17 protein-coding genes are annotated in these 19,547 nt (G+C 66.2%); 12 read left to right on the top strand and 5 right to left on the bottom strand.

Annotated features, from left to right (window positions below; all coding sequences use genetic code 11):
- Window positions 1–9: 9 nt before the first annotated feature.
- Genes ACZYSP_RS10735 through ACZYSP_RS10725 form a run of 3 tightly spaced genes read left to right on the top strand, consistent with a single transcriptional unit; the run spans window position 10 to window position 5,124 of the window.
- Window positions 10–2,757, top strand: a complete 2,748-nt coding sequence (locus ACZYSP_RS10735) for a tannase/feruloyl esterase family alpha/beta hydrolase (protein WP_093075705.1) — start codon at window positions 10–12, stop codon at window positions 2,755–2,757.
- Between the two features lie 50 nt (window positions 2,758–2,807).
- Window positions 2,808–4,103 (top strand): alpha/beta hydrolase family protein, encoded by a 1,296-nt coding sequence (locus tag ACZYSP_RS10730; RefSeq protein WP_371258804.1) that lies wholly within the window; start codon window positions 2,808–2,810, stop codon window positions 4,101–4,103.
- A 43-nt stretch (window positions 4,104–4,146) separates the two neighbouring features.
- A complete protein-coding gene (locus tag ACZYSP_RS10725) occupies window positions 4,147–5,124 on the top strand; it encodes a tripartite tricarboxylate transporter substrate-binding protein (protein WP_093075702.1) in 978 nt (325 codons plus the stop codon).
- Here ACZYSP_RS10725 and ACZYSP_RS10720 read toward each other — a convergent pair.
- Window positions 5,096–6,982: an ATP-binding response regulator gene (locus ACZYSP_RS10720; protein WP_093075700.1), complete on the bottom strand. Its 1,887-nt coding sequence runs from the start codon at window positions 6,980–6,982 to the stop codon at window positions 5,096–5,098. The two genes, ACZYSP_RS10725 and ACZYSP_RS10720, sit on opposite strands and share 29 nt — an antisense overlap.
- Before the next feature lie 70 nt (window positions 6,983–7,052).
- Window positions 7,053–7,901 carry a class I SAM-dependent methyltransferase gene (locus ACZYSP_RS10715; RefSeq protein WP_093075699.1) on the bottom strand — a complete coding sequence of 283 codons (849 nt, stop codon included), beginning with the start codon at window positions 7,899–7,901 and terminating at the stop codon, window positions 7,053–7,055.
- Between the two features lie 78 nt (window positions 7,902–7,979).
- Here ACZYSP_RS10715 and ACZYSP_RS10710 point away from each other — a divergent pair, with 78 nt between their 5' ends.
- The gene (locus tag ACZYSP_RS10710; RefSeq protein WP_093075697.1) at window positions 7,980–8,417 is read left to right on the top strand and encodes a helix-turn-helix domain-containing protein; all 438 of its coding nucleotides are present in this window, start codon (window positions 7,980–7,982) and stop codon (window positions 8,415–8,417) included.
- Here the strand turns inward: ACZYSP_RS10710 and ACZYSP_RS10705 are convergent.
- Window positions 8,414–9,193 (bottom strand): IclR family transcriptional regulator, encoded by a 780-nt coding sequence (locus tag ACZYSP_RS10705; protein ID WP_093076066.1) that lies wholly within the window; start codon window positions 9,191–9,193, stop codon window positions 8,414–8,416. The two genes, ACZYSP_RS10710 and ACZYSP_RS10705, sit on opposite strands and share 4 nt — an antisense overlap.
- Before the next feature lie 188 nt (window positions 9,194–9,381).
- Here ACZYSP_RS10705 and ACZYSP_RS10700 point away from each other — a divergent pair, with 188 nt between their 5' ends.
- The 8 genes from ACZYSP_RS10700 (at window position 9,382) to ACZYSP_RS10665 (ending at window position 16,802) form a co-directional block, all read left to right on the top strand.
- Window positions 9,382–10,257 carry an amidohydrolase family protein gene (locus ACZYSP_RS10700; RefSeq protein ID WP_093075696.1) on the top strand — a complete coding sequence of 292 codons (876 nt, stop codon included), beginning with the start codon at window positions 9,382–9,384 and terminating at the stop codon, window positions 10,255–10,257.
- A 12-nt stretch (window positions 10,258–10,269) separates the two neighbouring features.
- Complete coding sequence (locus tag ACZYSP_RS10695) at window positions 10,270–11,796, top strand: sugar ABC transporter ATP-binding protein (protein WP_093075694.1); 1,527 nt, start codon at window positions 10,270–10,272, stop codon at window positions 11,794–11,796.
- Window positions 11,797–11,812: 16 nt separating this feature from the next.
- Window positions 11,813–12,838 carry an ABC transporter permease gene (locus tag ACZYSP_RS10690; RefSeq protein WP_093049123.1) on the top strand — a complete coding sequence of 342 codons (1,026 nt, stop codon included), beginning with the start codon at window positions 11,813–11,815 and terminating at the stop codon, window positions 12,836–12,838.
- Between the two features lie 44 nt (window positions 12,839–12,882).
- Window positions 12,883–13,836 carry an ABC transporter substrate-binding protein gene (locus tag ACZYSP_RS10685; RefSeq protein ID WP_093049126.1) on the top strand — a complete coding sequence of 318 codons (954 nt, stop codon included), beginning with the start codon at window positions 12,883–12,885 and terminating at the stop codon, window positions 13,834–13,836.
- 20 nt (window positions 13,837–13,856) lie between these two features.
- Window positions 13,857–15,134 carry an L-fuconate dehydratase gene (locus ACZYSP_RS10680; protein ID WP_093075693.1) on the top strand — a complete coding sequence of 426 codons (1,278 nt, stop codon included), beginning with the start codon at window positions 13,857–13,859 and terminating at the stop codon, window positions 15,132–15,134.
- An 18-nt stretch (window positions 15,135–15,152) separates the two neighbouring features.
- Window positions 15,153–15,929: an SDR family oxidoreductase gene (locus tag ACZYSP_RS10675; RefSeq protein ID WP_093075691.1), complete on the top strand. Its 777-nt coding sequence runs from the start codon at window positions 15,153–15,155 to the stop codon at window positions 15,927–15,929.
- A 29-nt stretch (window positions 15,930–15,958) separates the two neighbouring features.
- Window positions 15,959–16,288, top strand: a complete 330-nt coding sequence (locus ACZYSP_RS10670; protein ID WP_093075690.1) for an L-rhamnose mutarotase — start codon at window positions 15,959–15,961, stop codon at window positions 16,286–16,288.
- A gap of 73 nt (window positions 16,289–16,361) precedes the next feature.
- Window positions 16,362–16,802, top strand: a complete 441-nt coding sequence (locus tag ACZYSP_RS10665) for a helix-turn-helix domain-containing protein (RefSeq protein ID WP_093075688.1) — start codon at window positions 16,362–16,364, stop codon at window positions 16,800–16,802.
- 18 nt (window positions 16,803–16,820) lie between these two features.
- Here ACZYSP_RS10665 and ACZYSP_RS10660 read toward each other — a convergent pair whose 3' ends face one another.
- The gene (locus tag ACZYSP_RS10660) at window positions 16,821–18,155 is read right to left on the bottom strand and encodes an MFS family transporter (RefSeq protein ID WP_093076064.1); all 1,335 of its coding nucleotides are present in this window, start codon (window positions 18,153–18,155) and stop codon (window positions 16,821–16,823) included.
- Window positions 18,156–18,287: 132 nt separating this feature from the next.
- Window positions 18,288–19,445 (bottom strand): alpha-hydroxy acid oxidase, encoded by a 1,158-nt coding sequence (locus tag ACZYSP_RS10655; RefSeq protein WP_093049139.1) that lies wholly within the window; start codon window positions 19,443–19,445, stop codon window positions 18,288–18,290.
- Window positions 19,446–19,547: the final 102 nt, after the last annotated feature.

Raw genomic sequence — 19,547 nt, 5'->3', positions numbered from 1 at the left:
GACAAATCCATGCGCAAAACGCGCCCCGCCTCGATGTTTCGTGCCGTCGTTTCCGCGATCGGTATTGCGCTGATCCTTGCCGCCTGTGGTGGCGGCGGTGGGGGAGGCGGCGGTGCCGGCTTCCTCCCGATCCTGCCCACAACCCCGCCCGCCAGCGACGGCAATAACCCGCCCGCCGACAACCCGCCGGACGGCCCGCCCGACAACCCGCCGCCCCCGCCCGTGCAGCCGGTTGTCTCGTGTGCCGACCTGTCGGGCAAGAGCCTGCCTGCCTCGCTCATCAGTCTGCCCACGCAAGGCGCCACCGTCACCAGTGCCACGCCCGTGGCCGCGGGCGACGTGGGCAACACGCTCGGCGACTACTGCCGCGTGCGCGGCACCATCCAGCCGGTGGACCCCGCTTCGCAGGTCATCAACTTCGCGGTGAACCTGCCCGAGAAGTGGAACCAGAAGACCATCCACTTCGGCGGCGGCGGCTTCGACGGCGTGCTCATCGACGGCACCGAGGTCATCCGCTTCGGCCCCGCCGACAAGCCCGCGCCGCTGGCGCTGGGCTACGCCACCTACGGCGACGACTCGGGCCACCAGTCGGGCAGCATCACCGACGGCAAGTTCGCGGCCAACGACGAGCAGCTTGCCAACTACGGCGGCCTCTCGCTCAAGAAGACGCGCGACGTGGCGCAGGCGCTGGTGCTCGCGCGCTACGGCATGGCGCCCAAGCACGCCTACTTTCTCGGCACCTCGACCGGCGGGCGCGACGCGCTGAGCTACATCCAGCGCTGGCCGCTGGACTACGACGGCGTGATCGCCAACGAGCCCGCGCTCAACTACACCGGCACGCGCCTGTCGAACGTGGCCGTGGGCCGCGCCCTGTACCGCAACGGCGGCGCGGGCTGGATGAACCTGACCAAGACGCTGCTGGTGCAGAAGACCGTGATGAACGCCTGCGACAAGCTCGACGGCGCAGCCGACAACCTCATCAGCAATGTGGAGAGCTGCCGCCTGCTGAACACGCAGATCCTGGCCTCGCTGCGCTGCCCCGGCGGCACGGACACGGGCAACACCTGCCTGTCGGACGCGCAGCTCGACACCGTGCGCGCCATCGAGAACCCGCTGGACTTCACGACCTACTCGCTGGCCAACGGCGTGAAGCGCGCGGGCGGCTACAACATCCTCGAAGGCACGCTGGTGGCCGGCCCGTACACCACGCGCGACCTCGGCACGCGCGCCGTGCCGGGCAACCCGGCGACCTCGCTGGACGCCAACATGTACGTCACCGGCGACCAGTGGGTGAAGTACTTCGTCACGCGCATCGACGCCTTCGATTCGCTCACCTTCGACCCACTCGACCCGGGCGCCTACACCGCGCGAGTGACAGCGGTATCGAACCTCACGGACGCGACCAACCCCAACCTGGCGCCGTTCTTCGGCCATGGCGGCCGGCTCATCATGCTGCACGGGCTGGCCGACGAGGTGATCAGCAACAACTCGACCATCGACTACTACAAGCAGGTCGTCGCCACGCTGGGCCAGGCGGCGGTCGACCAGGGCATGCGCTTCTACACCGTGCCCGGCATGGGCCACGGCACCGGCAGCTTCATTCCCAACTGGGACTCGCTCGCCGCGCTCGAAGGCTGGGTGGAAGGCGGCCTCGCGCCCGCCACCGGCATCGCGGCCGACGCGGTGGCCGGCACCTATGGCCGCACGCGCCCTCTGTGCCGGTTTCCGGCATGGCCCAAGTACCGCGGCAGCGGCAGCCTGGACGCGGCCGTCAACTACAGCTGCGTGACCGAGGTCGGCGACCCGCTGGCCTGCCCGAACCTGCCCGCCTCCGTCACCAGCTACAAGGGCGGCAACAGCTTCGGCGAAGAGCTGCGCGTGCAGATCGACCCCGCCGCCATGACCTACACCGTGACCATCGATGCCAGCCTGCAGCGCACCGTGGGCACGCAACGCACCGGCTCGCTCATTGCCGAGGGCAACTGCAGCTATTCGAGCGCCGAGAGCGGCGCGGTGTTCAGCTTCGGGCCCGGCGGCGTGGTGTCGGGCGGCGTGAACGCGCCCAGCGGCGGCGGCTTTGCGCCCCTGGTGGCGTTCCAGAACACCTTCGCGGCGGCGCCGGTGTCGGGCGACTTCAAGTCGGTGGCGAACATCTTCAACGCGGTGGGCGTGCAGCAGGGCACGGGCGGCACCAGCGCGCAGTCGCTGGCCGTGCGGCTGCGCAATGCGGGCACCTTCCAGTACTGCCGCGACCCGGTGTCGGGCGGCTTCATGATCTACGACGCCAACTGCACGCAGACCGAGAAGGGCTACGTCGCCTACAACACCACGCGCGCCTCGTTCGACCTGTTCACCACCTCGCCCACGGGCAGCGCCGTGACCACCGGCGGCACGCTCACCGGCTCGATGGTGATCGGCCTGGTCAACGGCGTCGCCGTGCCGGTGCACCTGGTGCGCGAGTCGGCCGCGAATGCGGGGCTGCGTGTGTTCGGCCTGCAGCAGAGCCTGACGCCCGGCACGGCCGACGGGAGCTATGCGCTGGTCAGTGTCAAGGGCGAGAACCACGATGCCACGGTGGCCGGCAACGGTTTCAATCTGGCGGGTGCTGCCGCGGTGCTGAGCTACGACGCGCCCGTGCTGGGCGTGGTGCAGGCCGATGCGGGCCGACCGGGCAATTTCATCTTCAACAGCGGCGTTCTCGCCTTCGTCTCCGACCCGGGAGCGAACGCGGCGCTCGAATTCGGAGTACGCCATTGAAAAAACGACTGTCCAGCCTCGCGGCATTCGCACTGATCGGCGCTGCGCCGATGTTGTCTGCGCATGCGGCGGCGACCGTACCCAAGGCCGCCACCTGCCCCGCGCCGGTGCCCGAGGCCGCGCGCTGCTACACCGGTGAGGACGGCACGGGTGCCCTCTACTGGATCGCCATTCCGAAGGACTGGAACCGCGGCGTGCTCGTCATGCACGCCCACGGCGGCCCCGAGACCGGACCGCCCAAGCTCGAGCGCAGCGCGGAAGACCTCAAGCGCTGGGCCGTCACCGTGAAGGCCGGCTACGCCTGGGCCGGTTCCACCTACCGGCGCGGCGGCTACGGCGTGACCATGTCGGCCGAAGACACCGAGCGCCTGCGCCAGATCTTCGTGAGCCACTTCGGCCAGCCGCGCCGCACGCTGCTGCACGGGCAGAGCTACGGCGCCGGCGTGGCGGCGAAAGCGGCCGAGCTGTATGCGCCGGCCGGCGGCGCGAAGAGCCCGTACGACGGCCTGCTGCTGACCAGCGGCGTGCTCGGCGGCGGCAACAGCGCCTACGACTTCCGGCTCGACCTGCGCGTGGTGTACCAGTACGTCTGCCGCAACCACCCGCGCCCCGACGAGCCGCAGTACCCGCTGTGGATGGGCCTGCCGATGGACTCGAAGCTCACACGCGCCGACCTCGCCGCGCGCGTGCAGGAGTGCACCGGCGTCGGCCTGCCCGCCGCGCAGCGCACGCCGGAGCAGGCGGCGAAACTGAAGACCATTCTTTCGGTCGTGAAGATCCAGGAGCGCTCGTTGGTGGGGCACCTCACATGGGCGACCTGGCTGTTCCAGGACCTGGTGCAGAAACGGCTGAACGGCCGCAACCCCTTCGGCAACATCGGCGTGGTCTACAGCGGCTCGGCCGACGACGCGGCGCTCAATGCCGGCGTGGCGCGCTACGCGGCCGACCCGCAGGCCAAGGGTGCACTGGCGGCCGACAGCCAGCCCACCGGCCGCACCGCGCTGCCCACGGTGGGCCTGCATGCCATCGACGACCCGACCGCTTTCGTCGAGCTGGAAAATTCCTATCGCCGCATCCGCGATGCGGCAGGCACCGGCGACCTGCTGGTGCAGAGCTTCAGCAACGAGCGCGAGCACAGCTACCTCAGCGATTCGGAATACCCCGCGCTCTTTGCCGCGCTGCTCGACTGGATCGACAAGGGCGAGAAGCCCACGCCCGAAAGCCTCGCGCAGCGCTGCAAGTCGCTGATGCCTCGCTACGATGCCGACGGCAAGAACGGCTGCCACATCCAGCCCACGTGGCAGCCGCCCGCGCTCGAAAGCCGCGTGCCGTCACGCGCGCCCTGATCTACTTTTTTCATCCATTTTTTTCCAACGTCCCGGAGACTCCATGAAGAAACTGTTCGCCCTCGCGGCGATCGCCGCTGCCGCCGTCGCTGCCCACGCGCAGGACTTTCCGGGCAGCAAGCCCGTCACCATCGTCGTGCCCTTCGCGGCCGGCGGCCCGACCGACCGCGTGGCGCGCGACCTCGCCGAGGCGTTGCGCAAGCCGCTCGGCGGCAACACCGTCATCATCGACAACGTGCCCGGCGCCGGCAGCTCCATCGGCGCGGCCAAGGTGGCGCGCGCCGCGCCCGACGGCTACACGCTGCTGCTGAACCACATCGCGATGGCCACCGTGCCGAGCCTGGTGCGCAACGTGCCGTTCAAGGTCGAGACCGACTTCGAATACCTGGGCATCGTCAACGACGTGCCGATGACGCTCATCTCCAAGCCCAGCATTCCCGCCAGCAACTACAAGGAGCTGAGCACCTGGATCGCCGCCAACAAGGGCAAGATCAACATCGGCAACGCGGGCGTGGGCTCGGCCTCGCACCTGTGCGGCCTGCTGTACCAGAGCGCCACCAAGACCGAGATGACGCCCGTGCCCTACAAGGGCACCGCCCCGGCCATCACCGACCTGATCGGCGGCCAGATCGACCTGCTGTGCGACCAGACCACCAACACCACGCCGCAGATCCAGGCCGGCAAGGTGAAGGCCTTTGCCGTCACCACATCGAAGCGGCTTGCGCTGCCGATGCTGAAAGATTTGCCGACGCTCGACGAAGCCGGGCTGAAGAACTTCCAGGTCACCATCTGGCACGGTCTCTATGCGCCGAAGGGCACGCCTGCGCCGGTGCTGAAGAAGCTGAATGACGCGCTGAAGGTTGCGCTGAAAGACCCGGACTTCATCCATCGTGAAGAGCTGCTGGGCGCCGTGGTGGCTACCGATGGCCGCATCGAGCCGGCGGGTCACAAGAAGTTCGTGATCGATGAGATTGCCAAGTGGACGCCTGTGATCAAGGCGGCTGGCGTCTACGCGGACTGAGGGCTGGCTCTCTTTCCTCGCTGCGGATGATCTGGTGCAGGGTGCGCAGCAGCACCTCCGGCTGAACCGGCTTGAACATCACGACCAGATCGCTGGCGTAAGCGGCACGCACACGCTCGGGGTCGGTATCGCCCGTGACCAGGATCGTGGGCACGCGACGGCCGGCAAGCTGGCGCAGTTCCGCGGTCGCCTGGATGCCGTCCTGCGGGTCAGCAAGCCGAAAGTCGACGATGAAAGCGTCGAAGTCTTCCGGCGTTGCCCGCACCTGTGCGCAGGCATCGGACAGCCGGGTGGTGATTTCGATGCGCTCGCAATAGGGGGCCAGCCACATGCGCACCGCCTCACCCACAGGTTGCTCGTCGTCGAGCAGCAGCACGCGTGGCGGCACCAGCGGTAGCTCCGTGGTGTCGATCGAGGCGGGAGCGGGCGTAGCCGTGGGCGCGAGGGCCGGGGCTGCCGGTGCCGGTGGTCGGCGCGGCAGGTCGACCCAGAACACGCTGCCATGGTCCTGCCGGGAACGCACGCCGACTTCACCGCCGAGCAGGTCGACCAGGCGCTTGACGATGGCCAGCCCGATGCCCAGGCCACGCGCGACATCACGTTGCGGGTTGTCGACCTGGTAGAACTCGTCGAACACATGAGGCAGATGCTCGGGTGCGATACCCAGGCCCGTGTCCCACACGGCCAGGCGCAAACGGTCGCCGCGTGGTCGCGCGCTCACAAGAATGCCGCCGCGCCGTGTGTACTTGAGGGCGTTGTCGACGAAATTGTTCAGCACGCGCAGCAGCAGGTCGGCATCGGTTTTCAGCCATTCGGGCCCGGTATGGAACCGCAGCGAGAGCCCCGCCTGCTGGGCACGCGGCTCGAAGAGTTGCGACAGCCGCAGGAACAGCGGGTCCACGGCGATCTCCATGGGCTGGGGCACCACCGTGCCCGCATCGATCTTGGAGATGTCCAGCATCGCGTTGAGCAGGCCGCTCACTGCGTCGGTCGCCTGCACGACGCGGCCGGCCACGGGGGCAAGCGGGTGGTCCGCGAGGTCGCGCTCCAGCGAGCGCGAGAACAGCGCCAGTGCATGCACGGGTTGGCGCAGGTCATGGCTGGCCGACGCGAAAAACCGGCTGCGCTCGCGGTTGAGCCGCTGCAGCTCGAACGACTGGCGCAGCAGCTGTTCGCTCAGCAGTTCCTTGTCGATCTGGTCAGACAGGCTGCGCCGGATGAGCTGGTGCTGCGACAGTGCGTAGCGCGCCATCGAGCCGCCGAACAGCAGGCCGACCACGCAGGTGAACCAGCCGTCCGTGCCGCCCATCCACGCGAAGCGCGTCACCACGCCCAGCGTGAGCGGAATGGTGACCACAGGCACCATGGCGCGCCATGTGGCGATCACCGGCACCGAGCCCATCAGCACGGCGAACATGCCCAGCAGCAGTATCAAGATTCGCATGGGCGATTCCGTACCCGGCGGCATCAGCGCCCAGGGCGCCAGTGTCCACATGGACATGTAGGCACCCAGCGGGCACATGAAACGCCACGCGCCATCGGGCTGGCGCAAGGTGAACTCGGGCTCCGGGTACAGACGCGCGTTCCAGCGCATGAACACCAGCCTCAGGCCGAGCAGCGCGCAGATCACGAAGCCCCATATCAATGCGCCGAGGCCGCGCGTCATCCAGAAGAACACGCCGGCCATCGCGATGACCGCGGCCAGCGCTGTGAGCACCGTGGGCGGGCCCATCACGAACATGCGGCGCAACAGGCGTTCGCGAACCAGCTGGGCATGGGAGTCGCCGGGGCCAGGCGGTGCATCTGCGCCCGTGATCGTGTTGCCTGGCGCGGATGAGGGTGAGCCCTGCGTACTCATGAAGGGCAGTGTAAGGGAGGCGATACGTGTGCAAGGCTTGCAGGAGTTCGTGCGGCGCGCTCCGGTGCTTTCAAGGTGCGCGTGCAACGACCATCCAGCAGGCTGCGGTCAGGCGCACTTCGTCGCCATGCACAAAAGGCTCGAAGGCGGCACGCACCGTGTCGATTACCTGTGCACGCATGTGCTCGTCCGCCTGCTGAAGCACATTGCCGACAGGGCCGAGCCGGCTCAGGTAGCCGAGCAGTTCTTTCTCGTGCATGGTGCAGGGCACGTCGATGGGCTGGATTTCGATGCCGGCCCAGCCGCTCTCTTCGAGGATGGCGTGGACCCGGCGCTTGTCGCCGAAGGCGAACTGGCCCGGTGCATCCGGCCGGCGGGCGGGGAGGTTCGGCAGCAGCGGCGCGGCGGCGCGCTCGGCGGTGGTCATGAACGGGTTTTCTGCCGCACTGCGCCAGGCGATGAAGCGCAGCTCGGCGTTGTCCCTTGCGACAGTCCGCAGGTTGGCAAAGGCCCGCGCGGGGTCGTCGAAGAACATCACGCCGAAGCGCGACATGATGCTGTCGAAGCTCGCGGGCTCGAAGGCGTGGGTCTGCGCGTTGGCACAGATGAAGCTTGCCGGCGAGCCTTCGCGTTCGGCGCGGCTGCGGGCGACGGCAATCATCGGCTCCGAGATGTCGATGCCGACGCAGCCTGCTTCGGCGCCATGCAGCCGTGCGAATGCGAGCGTGGTGCTGCCGGTGCCGCAGCCCACGTCGAGCACGCAGCTTCCCGGTCGGGCGGACGCAGCCTCGACGAGCAGGTCTTCGAAGGGCTGGAACAGGCGGTCGAGCGTTGCCTGCGTGTCGACCCAGGCGCGTCCGGCCGAGCCGTTCCAGAGCCTTGCCTGTTCGTCGCCGGCCTGCGGGTTGGTGTCGTCCATGGTCGTTTCCTTTGGCTTGCCTTCATGAGGCGGAAAACGCACTATGCAAGTTCAAGTCGGCTTGAGGTCAAGAGGGTAATGAAACATCTGGATATCGGCGAGGTTGCGCAGCGCTCCGGCGTGCCCGCCTCGACGCTGCGCTATTACGACGAGAAGGGGCTGATCGCCTCGACCGGGCGGCAAGGCCTGCGTCGCCTGTTCGATGCCGGCGTGCTGGAGCGGCTCGCACTCATTGCACTGGGGCGCGCCGCCGGCTTCTCTCTGGACGAGATCGCGCGCATGTTCGGGCCCAACGGGCAGCCGCGCATCGACCGGTTGATGCTCACAGCCAAGGCGGAAGAACTCGACAGGACGATCCGCAGCCTGAGCGCCATGCGCGACGGCCTGCGGCACGCTGCTGTGTGCCGCGCGCCCAGTCACATGGAATGCCCCACCTTTTGCCGCATCCTCGGGGCTGCGGCGTCCGGGGCCATCGGGGGGCGAAAGAAGAAGGCGCCCAAGCCTCCCGGGAACTAGGCGTTCGCGAGCAGCGAGAGGTCGCGCGCAGCCTGCAGCATCAGTTCGCGCGCGCGGTCCAGCGACGGAATGGTATGGCGGTCGATGCGCCGGATGTACGGCGTGGTGAGCACCGCCAGCGCATGCCCGTGCGGGCCGAGGATGGGGCACGAGATGTCGATCACGCCGAAGTACTGCATGCTCTCGCGCTGCCGGTAGCCCGTGGCGCGCACGGCTTCGAGCATGTGCTCCAGCTCGTCGGGCGGTATCTGCACCTCGCCGTCGAGCGCCACGTGCTCGGCCACCATCTGCTTGCGCCGCTCGTCCGATTCGCAGGCCAGCAGCACCTGGCCCGAGCCGGTGTCGAGCAGGTTCACGCGTGTGCCGGGCCGCACTGTCATGTTGCTCGCCGCCGGGCTGTTGACCTGCGCCACGATCTGAACGTTGCCCCGGTCGTACACGCCCAGGTGGCACGACTGCTCGGCCTCCTTTACGTAGCGGTCCATCACCGGAAGCGCCTGCGTGACCAGCCGGTGGTTCGGCGGGTAGCGGTGCGCCAGGTCGAACATCTTCAGGCTCAGGCTGTAGCGGTCGCCCGCGAGCGAACGCAGCACGTACTGCCGCGCCACCAGCCGTTCGAGCATGCGGTAGATCTCGCTCGGGCCACGGTCGAGCGCCTTCACGATCTCGCCGCGCGTCAGGCCCTCAGGCTGGTCGGCCAGCAGTTCGAGGATGTCCAGGCCCTTGTCGAGCGCGGGCGCGCGGTAGCGCTCAGGGTCTTCGGCGGGCTTGCTCAGGATGTCGGTTTGAATCGATTTGTTCACTGGTGAATTTCAACAGCAGACATTGCTTTTTGCAAGTTTCGTTCTACGGGTAAGCACCCATGAAGTGCGCTTGACGCTAAAAGTTCGTATGTAAATACTCTGTTCACACATGGACTAGAGAGGCAAGGCGTTCGGCAGCATACCGCTGCCCGCGACCCGACATGATCCAGCGCATCGACTCGCACCAGCATTTCTGGCGGCCCGCACGCGGCGACTACACGTGGTTGAGCGCGAGCGTGCCGACGCTGGCCCCGCTGGTGCGCGACTTCCTGCCCGAAGACCTCGCGCCGCTGCTGCAGGCGCACGGCGTGGGCCGGACCGTGCTGGTGCAGGCTGCCGAATCGAAGGCCGAAACCGACTTCATGCTCGACCTGGCCACGGCGCACGACGTCATCGGCGGCGTGGTCGGCTGGGTCGACCTGAGCCGGCCCGGCGCCGTCGCCTCGCTGGAGCGGATGGCGCGGCACCCCAGGTTCAAGGGCGTGCGGCCGATGCTGCAGGACCTGCCCGACGACGACTGGATCGCGCACCGGCCGCGTCCTGATGCGCTGCGCACCTTGCTGCGACTCGGCCTGCGCTTCGATGCGCTGGTGAAGCAACGGCACTTGCCGCCGCTGCTGCGCTTCCTGAAGCAATGGCCGGAGCTGCCGGTGGTGGTCGACCATGGGGCCAAGCCACCCGTCGGCGCGCACGGCAGCGAAGACTTCGAGCGATGGCGCAAGAGCATTGCGGCGGTCGCGGCACTGCCGCAGGTGTGCTGCAAGTTCTCGGGGCTGTGGGGTGAGGCTCCGCCATTCACGCACGGCGACGTCAATGCGGCGGTGCACGCCGTGCGCCCGGTGTGGGAGCACCTGCTCGACGTGTTCGGGCCCGATCGCCTGATGTGGGGCAGCGACTGGCCCGTGCTCACGCTGGCCGGCGACTACGCGGGCTGGGTCGCAGTGAGCGAGGCCTGCATCGGCAGCCTTTCGCCGAGCGAGCAGGCCAGCGTGTGGCACGGCACCGCGCAGCGCTTCTACGACCTGCCGTTGCACTGACAGGGAAAGTTCATGACGCAACCCATCGTCACCCTTCGCGACCTGAGCAAGTCTTTCGCCGGCGTGCGCGCGCTCGACAAGGCGCAGTTCGATCTGCTGCCCGGCGAGGTGCATGCGCTCATGGGCGAGAACGGCGCGGGCAAGTCCACGCTGATGAAGGTGCTGGCGGGCGTGTACCGCAAGGACTCCGGCGAAGTGCTGCTCGACGGCCAGCCAGTGGACATCGCGAGCCCGCGCGCTGCGCAGGCCCTGGGCATCGGCATCATCCATCAGGAGCTCAACCTGATGAACCACCTGAGCGCCGCGCAGAACATCTTCATCGGCCGCGAGCCGCGCGGGCGCTTCGGCCTCTTCATCGACGAAGAGGCCATGTGCGCTGAGACGCAACGCATCTTCGAGCGCATGAACCTGCGGCTCGACCCGCGCACGCCGGTCGGCGAGCTCACGGTGGCCAAGCAGCAGATGGTGGAGATCGCCAAGGCGCTGTCGTTCGACTCACGCGTGCTCATCATGGACGAGCCCACCGCCGCGCTGAACAACGAAGAGGTGGCCGACCTGTTCCGCATCATCGGGCGGCTGAAGTCGCGGGGCGTGGCCATCGTCTACATCTCGCACAAGATGGACGAGCTCAAGCGCATCGCCGACCGCGTGACCGTGATGCGCGACGGCCAGTACATCGCCACCGTGCCGATGGCCGAAACGCCGATGGATTCGCTCATCGCCATGATGGTGGGCCGCCAGCTCGCGGAAGTGGAAACCGACATGCCCGACACCTCGGGCAACGAGATCGTGCTCGAGGCCAGGGGCATCTGCCGAGGAACGATGGTGCGCAACGCGAGCTTCATGCTGCGCCGCGGCGAGATCCTCGGCTTTGCGGGCCTGATGGGCGCGGGCCGCACCGAGCTGGCGCGCGCCGTGTTCGGCGCCGACCGTATCGACGCGGGCGAGGTCTTCGTGCACGGCAAGAAGGTGTCGATCAAGTCGCCCGAGGACGCGGTGGCCCACGGCATCGGCTATCTGTCGGAAGACCGCAAGCACTTCGGTCTGGCCACCGGCATGGACGTGGAAACCAACATCGCGCTGCCGAGCATGAAGAAGTTCCTGTCGATGGGCCTGTTCATCGACCAGGGCGCCATCGAGGCGGCCGGCGAGCGCTACGTGAAGCAGCTCAGCATCAAGACGCCTTCGGTGCGCCAGCAGGTGCGGCTGCTGTCGGGCGGCAACCAGCAGAAGATCGTGATCGCTAAGTGGCTGCTGCGCGACTGCGGCGTGCTCTTCTTCGACGAGCCCACGCGCGGCATCGACGTGGGCGCCAAGGCCGAGATATACCGCCTGCTCAACGAGCTTGCCGCGCAGGGCAAGGCCATCGTGATCATCTCTTCGGAGCTGCCCGAGATATTGCGCATGAGCCACCGCGTGCTCGTGATGTGCGAAGGCCGCATCACCGGCGAGCTGCCGGCGCGCGAAGCCTCGCAGGAAAAGATCATGCAGCTCGCCACCCGGCGTGAAACCACCGCTGCTGCTGCCGCCACCGCATGACGATTGGAGACACCCTTTGACGACCCCCACCGCCACCACTGCTGTCACGCCCGGCTTCTCGCTGAGGGCACGGCTCTTCCGCCCCGCCACCAGGCAGAAGCTGCTGGCCTTTGCCAGCCTCGTCGCGCTGATGGTGTTCTTCAGCGTCGCGTCGCCGCAGTTTCTGCAGGCCGACAACCTCGTGAGCATCCTGCAGTCGACAGCGGTGAACGGCGTGCTGGCCATTGCCTGCACCTTCGTCATCATCACCGCGGGCATCGATCTGTCGGTTGGCACGCTGATGACCTTCTGCGCCGTCATGGCCGGCGTGGTGCTCACCTACATGGGCATGCCGCTCGCACTCGGCATTGCGGCCGCGATTCTCTTCGGCGCGCTGGCAGGCTTTGTCTCTGGCGTGCTGATCGCCAAGCTCAAGATACCGCCCTTCATCGCGACGCTGGGCATGATGATGCTGCTCAAGGGCTTGTCATTGGTGATCTCGGGTACCAAGCCGATCTACTTCAACGACACGCCGGACTTTCCGGCGATCTCGCAAGACTCGCTCATCGGCTACTTCATTCCGGCGCTGCCGATTCCAAATGCGGTGCTGATCCTGTTCCTGGTGGCGGTGGCCGCGAGCATCGTGCTCAACAAGACCATCCTGGGCCGCTACACCTTCGCGCTCGGCAGCAATGAAGAAGCGGTGCGCCTGTCGGGCGTGAACACCGACTTCTGGAAGATCGTGGTGTACACGGTGAGCGGTGGCATCTGCGGCATTGCGGGGCTGTTGATTGCCTCGCGCCTGAACTCGGCGCAGCCCGCGCTGGGGCAGGGCTACGAACTCGACGCGATTGCGGCCGTGGTCATCGGCGGCACGTCGCTCAGCGGCGGCACCGGCACCATCGTCGGCACGATCATCGGCGCCTTCATCATGAGCGTGCTCACCAACGGCCTGCGCATTCTTTCGGTCGCGCAGGAGTGGCAGACGGTGGTCACGGGCGTGATCATCATCCTGGCCGTGTACGCCGACATCCTGCGCCGCCGCGGCAGCAAGACGCATTGATTCCCCTCGCTTTCGTTTCGTTCTACAACCACAGGAGACTTCGCATGATCCAGAGAAGAACAGCCGTTGCGTGCACGCTGGGCGCGGCGCTCATCGGCCTTGCCGGCATCGCGCAGGCGCAGACGCAAGAGGTCTACATCCCGCTCGTGTCGAAGGGCTTCCAGCACCAGTTCTGGCAGGCCGTGAAGTCGGGCGCCGAGCAGGCCGCGAAAGACTACAAGGTCAAGGTCACTTTCGAAGGCCCCGAGACCGAGGCCATGGTCGACAAGCAGATCGACATGCTTTCTGCCGCGCTTGCCAAGAAGCCGCAGGCCATCGGCTTTGCCGCGCTCGACAGCCAGGCGGCCATTCCGCTGCTGAAGAAAGCGCAGGCCGCGAAGATTCCGGTGGTGGCATTCGACTCGGGCGTGGACAGCGACATTCCCGTGACCACCACGACCACCGACAACAAGGCTGCCGCCGCGCTCGCAGCCGACAAGATGGCCGAGCTGATCGGCAAGAGCGGCGAAGTCGCGCTGGTGGTGCACGACCAGACCAGCCGCACGGGCGTCGACCGGCGCGACGGCTTCGTGAACCGCATCAAGTCGACCTACCCGAACATCAAGATCGTGAGCGTGCAGTACGGCGGCGGCGACCAGTTGAAGTCGACCGAGATCACCAAGTCGATATTGCAAGCCTCGCCCAACCTCAAGGGCATCTTCGGCGCCAATGAAGGCTCTGCCATCGGCGTGGTCAACGGCGTGAAGGAGATGAAGCGCAATGGCAAGGTCGTGATCATCGGCTACGACTCCGGCAAGCAGCAGAAGAACGCCATCATGGACGGCAGCATGGCCGGCGCCATCACGCAGAACCCCGTGGGCATGGGCTACAAGACCGTCGAGATGGCCGTGAAGGCCATCAAGGGCGAGAAGCTGCCGAAGGTGGTCGACACCGGGTTCTTCTGGTACGACAAGACCAACATCGCCGATCCGAAGATCGCAGCGGTGCTGTACGACTGATCGCTCGCCCGCAAAGTCCCATGACCATCGTCCGATCCATGCGCGTGCTCGACGTGCGCTTTCCCACCTCGCAGCATCTGGACGGCTCCGATGCGATGAACCCCGACCCCGACTATTCGGCGGCGTACGTCGTGCTCGAAACCGACCAGCCGGGGCTCGAAGGCCACGGCCTCACCTTCACCATCGGCCGCGGCAACGAGATCTGCTGCGCGGCCATCGAGGCGATGCGGCATCTGGTCGTGGGGCTCGACCTGGCATGGGTGGCCGAGGACATGGGCCGCTTCTGGCGGCATGTGACATCGGACAGCCAGCTGCGCTGGATCGGCCCCGACAAGGGCGCGATTCATCTTGCGACCGGCGCGGTGGTCAACGCGATGTGGGACCTGTGGGCCAAGTCCGAAGGCAAGCCCGTGTGGCAGCTGGTAGCCGACATGAGCCCCGAGGAACTGGTGCGATGCATCGACTTTCGCTACATCACCGACTGCATCGCGCCGGACGAGGCACTGGCCCTGCTGCGCGCGGCGGCCGTTGGCAAGGCCGAACGCATCGCCACGCTGCAGGCCGAGGGCTACCCCTGCTACACCACATCGGCCGGCTGGCTGGGCTACTCCGACGAGAAGCTGCGGCGCCTCGCGCAAGAGGCTGTGGATGCGGGCTTCAACCACATCAAGCTGAAGGTGGGGCGCGACCTGCAGGACGACATCCGCCGCCTGCGCGTGGCGCGCGAGGTGCTCGGGCCCGACCGGCACCTGATGATCGACGCCAACCAGGTGTGGGAAGTCGGCCAGGCCATCGACTGGGTGCGCCAGCTGGCGTTTGCCAAGCCGTGGTTCATCGAGGAACCCACCAGCCCCGACGACGTGGAAGGCCACCGCAAGATTCGCGAGGGCATCGCACCGGTGAAAGTGGCCACGGGCGAGATGTGCCAGAACCGCATCATGTTCAAGCAGTTCATCATGCGCGGCGGCATCGACGTGGTGCAGATCGACGCGTGCAGGCTAGGCGGCGTGAACGAGATTCTTGCAGTGATGCTGATGGCCGCGAAGTACAAACTGCCCGTGTGCCCGCATGCAGGGGGCGTGGGGCTGTGCGAGTACGTGCAGCACCTGTCGATGATCGACTACCTCTGCATCTCGGGCACGCGCGAAGGCCGCGTGGTCGAGTATGTCGACCACCTGCACGAGCACTTCGTCGAGCCCTGCGAGATTCGCAATGCGGCCTACATGCCGCCGAAGGGCGCGGGCTTCTCGATCACGATGAAGCCGGAGTCGCTGGAGAAATACCGCTTTCGTGGATAAGGAAAGGCATCGCACAGCATGGACCTGAATCTGAAGGACAAGGTGGTGATCGTTACCGGTGGCGGCAGCGGAATCGGCGCGGCCATTTCGATGACGCTGGCACAGGAGGGCGCGGTGCCTGTGATCTGCGGGAAGAATCCGCTCGAAGCGCCTTTTGAAGAGGCATTGCGTTCGCTGCAGCCGCGTGCGCGGTTCTTCCAGTTCGAGCTGATGGAAGAAACCGCTTGTGCCAAGGCCATTGCCGATACCGCCGCCGAGTTCGGTCGCATCGATGGCCTGGTCAACAACGCGGGCGTGAACGACAGCGTGGGGCTGGAGGCGGGACGCGAGGCCTTCGTACGTTCACTCGAACGCAATCTCGTCCACTGCTACGTGATGGCGCATTACTGCCTGCCGCACCTGAAGGCCAGCCGCGGCGCGATCGTGAACATCTCGTCGAAGACGGCAATAACGGGGCAGGGCAACACCAGCGGCTACACCGCCGCCAAGGGCGGGCAACTGTCGCTGACGCGTGAGTGGGCTGCTTCATTGCTGGAGGACGGCGTTCGCGTGAACGCGGTGATCCCGGCCGAGGTGATGACGCCGCTGTACCAGCGCTGGATTTCCGCGTTCGACGAGCCTGATCGCAAGCTCGCGGAGATCACCGACAAGATCCCGCTTGGCCGCCGCATGACGACTCCACAGGAGGTTGCGGACAACGTCGTGTTCCTGTTGTCGGAGCGTGCCGCGCACACCACCGGGCAATGGGTGTTTGTGGACGGCGGATATACGCATCTGGATCGGGCGCTGACCTGATTGATTCCCTGCTTTGATCGGAACAAGCCATGCGCCATTTCCTGACTCTCGATTTGAAAGACGACCCCGCATTGATCGCCGAGTACGAGGCTTATCACCGCAGCATCTGGCCCGAGGTGCGCGAGCACCTGAATGCGCACGGCATAACGGCCATGGAAATCTACCGGCTCGGTACGCGGATGGTGATGCTGATGGAGACGGACGATGCCTGCTACAACGCCGATGCCATGGCGCTTGCCACGCGGAGCAATCCAAAGATCAGGGAGTGGGAAGAACTGATGTGGAAGTTCCAGGCGCCCACGCCCTGGACGCCTGAAGGGGAGAAGTGGGTCGCGATGACGCGGATCTTCGCTTTGTAATCAAAAGATTCAAATTTGATCCAAGATTTGACATTTTTGTCCCGTGTTTACATTTGCTGGGCACAATGCCGGCATGCCAAACATTGCATCCATCCTTAAATCTGAAATCTCGCGTGTCGCCCGCAAGGAAGTCCGCGCAGAAATGGAAACCCTCAAGAAGGCATCGGTTCATCACCGCGCGGCCATAGCGGCATTGCGCCGCCAAGTGAGTTCACTGGAGAAGGAACTGCGCAACGTTGCCAAAGGCACGGCCCGCAGTGCACGCGCGAGCGAACCAGACGAGTCGGATGAAGGCGGAACCAAGCGCCGCTTCAGTGCCGGGCGCCTGGCTGCGCATCGCACGAAGCTGGGTATTTCCGCCGCGTCTTATGGAAAGCTGGTGGGCGTGTCGGGCCAGACGATCTACCACTGGGAACAGGGCAAGGCCCGGCCCAGGGCAGCGCAACTCGAGAACCTTGCTTCGGTGCGCGGGCTGAGCAAGCACGAAGTGGCGCAGCGTCTGGAAGCCGAGTAGCCAGCCGCCAGTGTTGGTTCAGTGATCGTGATGAAGGTAGCTCGCTTGCCTCGGCAGGCGCAGGCTCACCAGGAACGCGATCACCATCATCGCGCTCACGTACCAGAAGAACGCCGACTCGTGTCCCAGTGACTTGAGTCCCAGCGCCACGTATTCGGCCGAGCCGCCGAAGATCGCGTTGGCCACGGCATAGGCCAGTCCTACGCCCAGCGCCCGTACTTCAGGCGGGAACATCTCCGCCTTCACGATCCCGCTGATCGACGTGTAGAAGCTCACGATGGCCAGCGCCACGATGATCAGCACGAAAGCCATCACCGGGCTCGTCGTGTGCTGCAGTGCGGTAAGGATGGGCACGGTCGTCAGCGCGCCGAGTCCGCCGAACAGCAGCATGTTGTTGCGCCGCCCGATGCGGTCCGACAGCGCGCCGAACACCGGCTGCATGCACATGTAGGCGAACAGCGCCCCGGTCATCACATAACTTGCGGTCTTGATGGGCAGGTGCACGGTGTTCACCAGGTACTTCTGCATGTACGTGGTGAAGGTGTAGAAGATCAGCGAGCCGCCGGCCGTGTAGCCCAGCACCGTGAGGAAGGCGGGCGTGTGATGCCTGAACAGGCCGGCCATGCTGCCGGCCTCCTTGTTCTTCTTGGCTTCGTCGGTCTGCGTTTCATGCAGCGTGCGGCGCAGCAGCAGCGCGACAACCGCTGCGATGGCGCCGATGACGAACGGAACACGCCAGCCCCAGGCCTTGAGTTCGGCCTCGGTCAGCAGTTGTTCGAGCACCACGATCACCAGCACCGCGAGCAGTTGCCCGCCGATCAGCGTGACGTACTGGAATGACGAGAAGAAGCCGCGCTGGCCGCGCAGTGCCACCTCGCTCATGTAGGTGGCGGTGGTGCCGTATTCGCCGCCGACCGACAGCCCCTGGAACAGGCGGCAGATCAGCAGCAGGAAGGGCGCCCACGCGCCTATCTGCGCGTGAGTCGGCAGGCACGCGATGACGAGCGAGCCGGCGCACATCATCGTCACCGAGATCAGCATCGACGTCTTGCGCCCCAGCCGGTCGGCCACGCGGCCGAAGAGCCAGCCGCCGATGGGCCGCATCAGGAAGCCGGCCGCGAACACGCCGGCGGTGTTCAGCAACTGGGCGGTGGGGTCCGATTTGGGAAAGAAGGCCGGCGCAAAGTACAGCGCCGAGAACGCATACACATAGAAGTCGAACCACTCGACCAGGTTGCCGGAAGAGGCCGCCATGATCGCGAAGACGCGGTGGCGCTTTTCTTCGGCCGTGTAGTGCGGGAGTGGCGAAGCAGAGGCCGCTGGGCCTCCCGGAACAGGCGTGACTGCGCTCATGGTGCCTTCTTGTGCCGTGCAGGCAATGTTGTTGTTGCCAAAACATTCTGCGCCGGCAAGAGGCTGCGGCGTGTCGGTCAACGCCGCATCGGCCTACCCCCGAAGTGGCCTTCGGGAGGCCTTCAGGCAAGCCTAGAACGTACCCGGCAGCAGGATGCTCGAATCGACTTCGTCGATGTTCGTGCGGCCGCAGAAAGCCATCGTGATGTCGAGCTCCTTGTGGATGAGCTGCAGCGCGCGCGTTACGCCCTCTTGCCCGTAGGCGCCCAGGCCATACAGGAAGCTGCGGCCGATCATGGTGCCGCGTGCGCCCAGCGCGCGGGCCTTGAGCACGTCTTGCCCGCTGCGGATGCCGCCGTCCATCCACACCTCGATCTCGGTGCCCACCGCGTCGACGATGGCGGGCAGCGCAGCAATGGATGAAGGTGCGCCGTCGAGCTGCCGGCCGCCGTGGTTCGACACGATGAGCGCATCGGCGCCGCTCGAGGCTGCAAGGCGCGCGTCTTCCACGTCCATGATGCCCTTGAGGATGAGCTTGCCGCCCCAGAGCTTCTTGATCCATTCGACATCGGCCCAGCTCAGCGCGGGGTCGAACTGCTCGGCGGTCCATGACGACAGCGACGACAGGTCTTTCACGCCCTTGGCGTGGCCCGCGATGTTGCCGAAGGTGCGGCGCTTGGTGCCCAGCATGCCCATGCACCAGCGCGGCTTGGTGGCCAGGTTGATCAGGTTCTTGATGGTGGGCTTGGGCGGCGCTGTGAGGCCGTTCTTGATGTCCTTGTGGCGCTGCCCGAGGATCTGCAGGTCGAGCGTGAGCTGCAGGGCCGTGACGTTGGCGGCCTTTGCGCGCTCGATCAGGCGTTCGATGAAGTCGCGGTCCTTCATCACGTAGAGCTGGAACCAGAAGGGATGGCGGTCGGTGCCTTCGGCAATGTCTTCGAGCGAGCAGATGCTCATGGTCGACAGCGTGAACGGAATGCCGAAGGCCTTGGCTGCGCGCGCGCCGAGGATCTCGCCGTCGGCATGCTGCATGCCGGTGAGGCCGGTGGGCGCAATGGCCACGGGCATTGCGGCCTCCTGGCCGACCATGGTGGTACGGGTGGAGCGGCCTTCCATGTTCACGGCCACGCGCTGGCGCAGCTTGATCTTCTGGAAGTCGCTCTCGTTGGCGCGGTAGGTGCCCTCGGTCCAGGCGCCGGAGTCGGCGTAGTCGTAGAACATCTTCGGCACACGCCGCTTGGCGATCACCCGCAGGTCTTCGATGCTGGTGATCTTGGAAAGGTCGGACACGGGCTGTCTCCTGGCTGGTTCTTGTGGATTGACGAAGGCGAACCGGCCATTATCGGCAGGCGCTCCGGTGCGCCATCTGAAAAAAGCCGGGCTCGCAACTGA

The sequence above is a fragment of the Variovorax sp. F042 genome (genome assembly GCF_057814215.1).
This window is presented reverse-complemented; position numbering and strand designations above follow the sequence as displayed.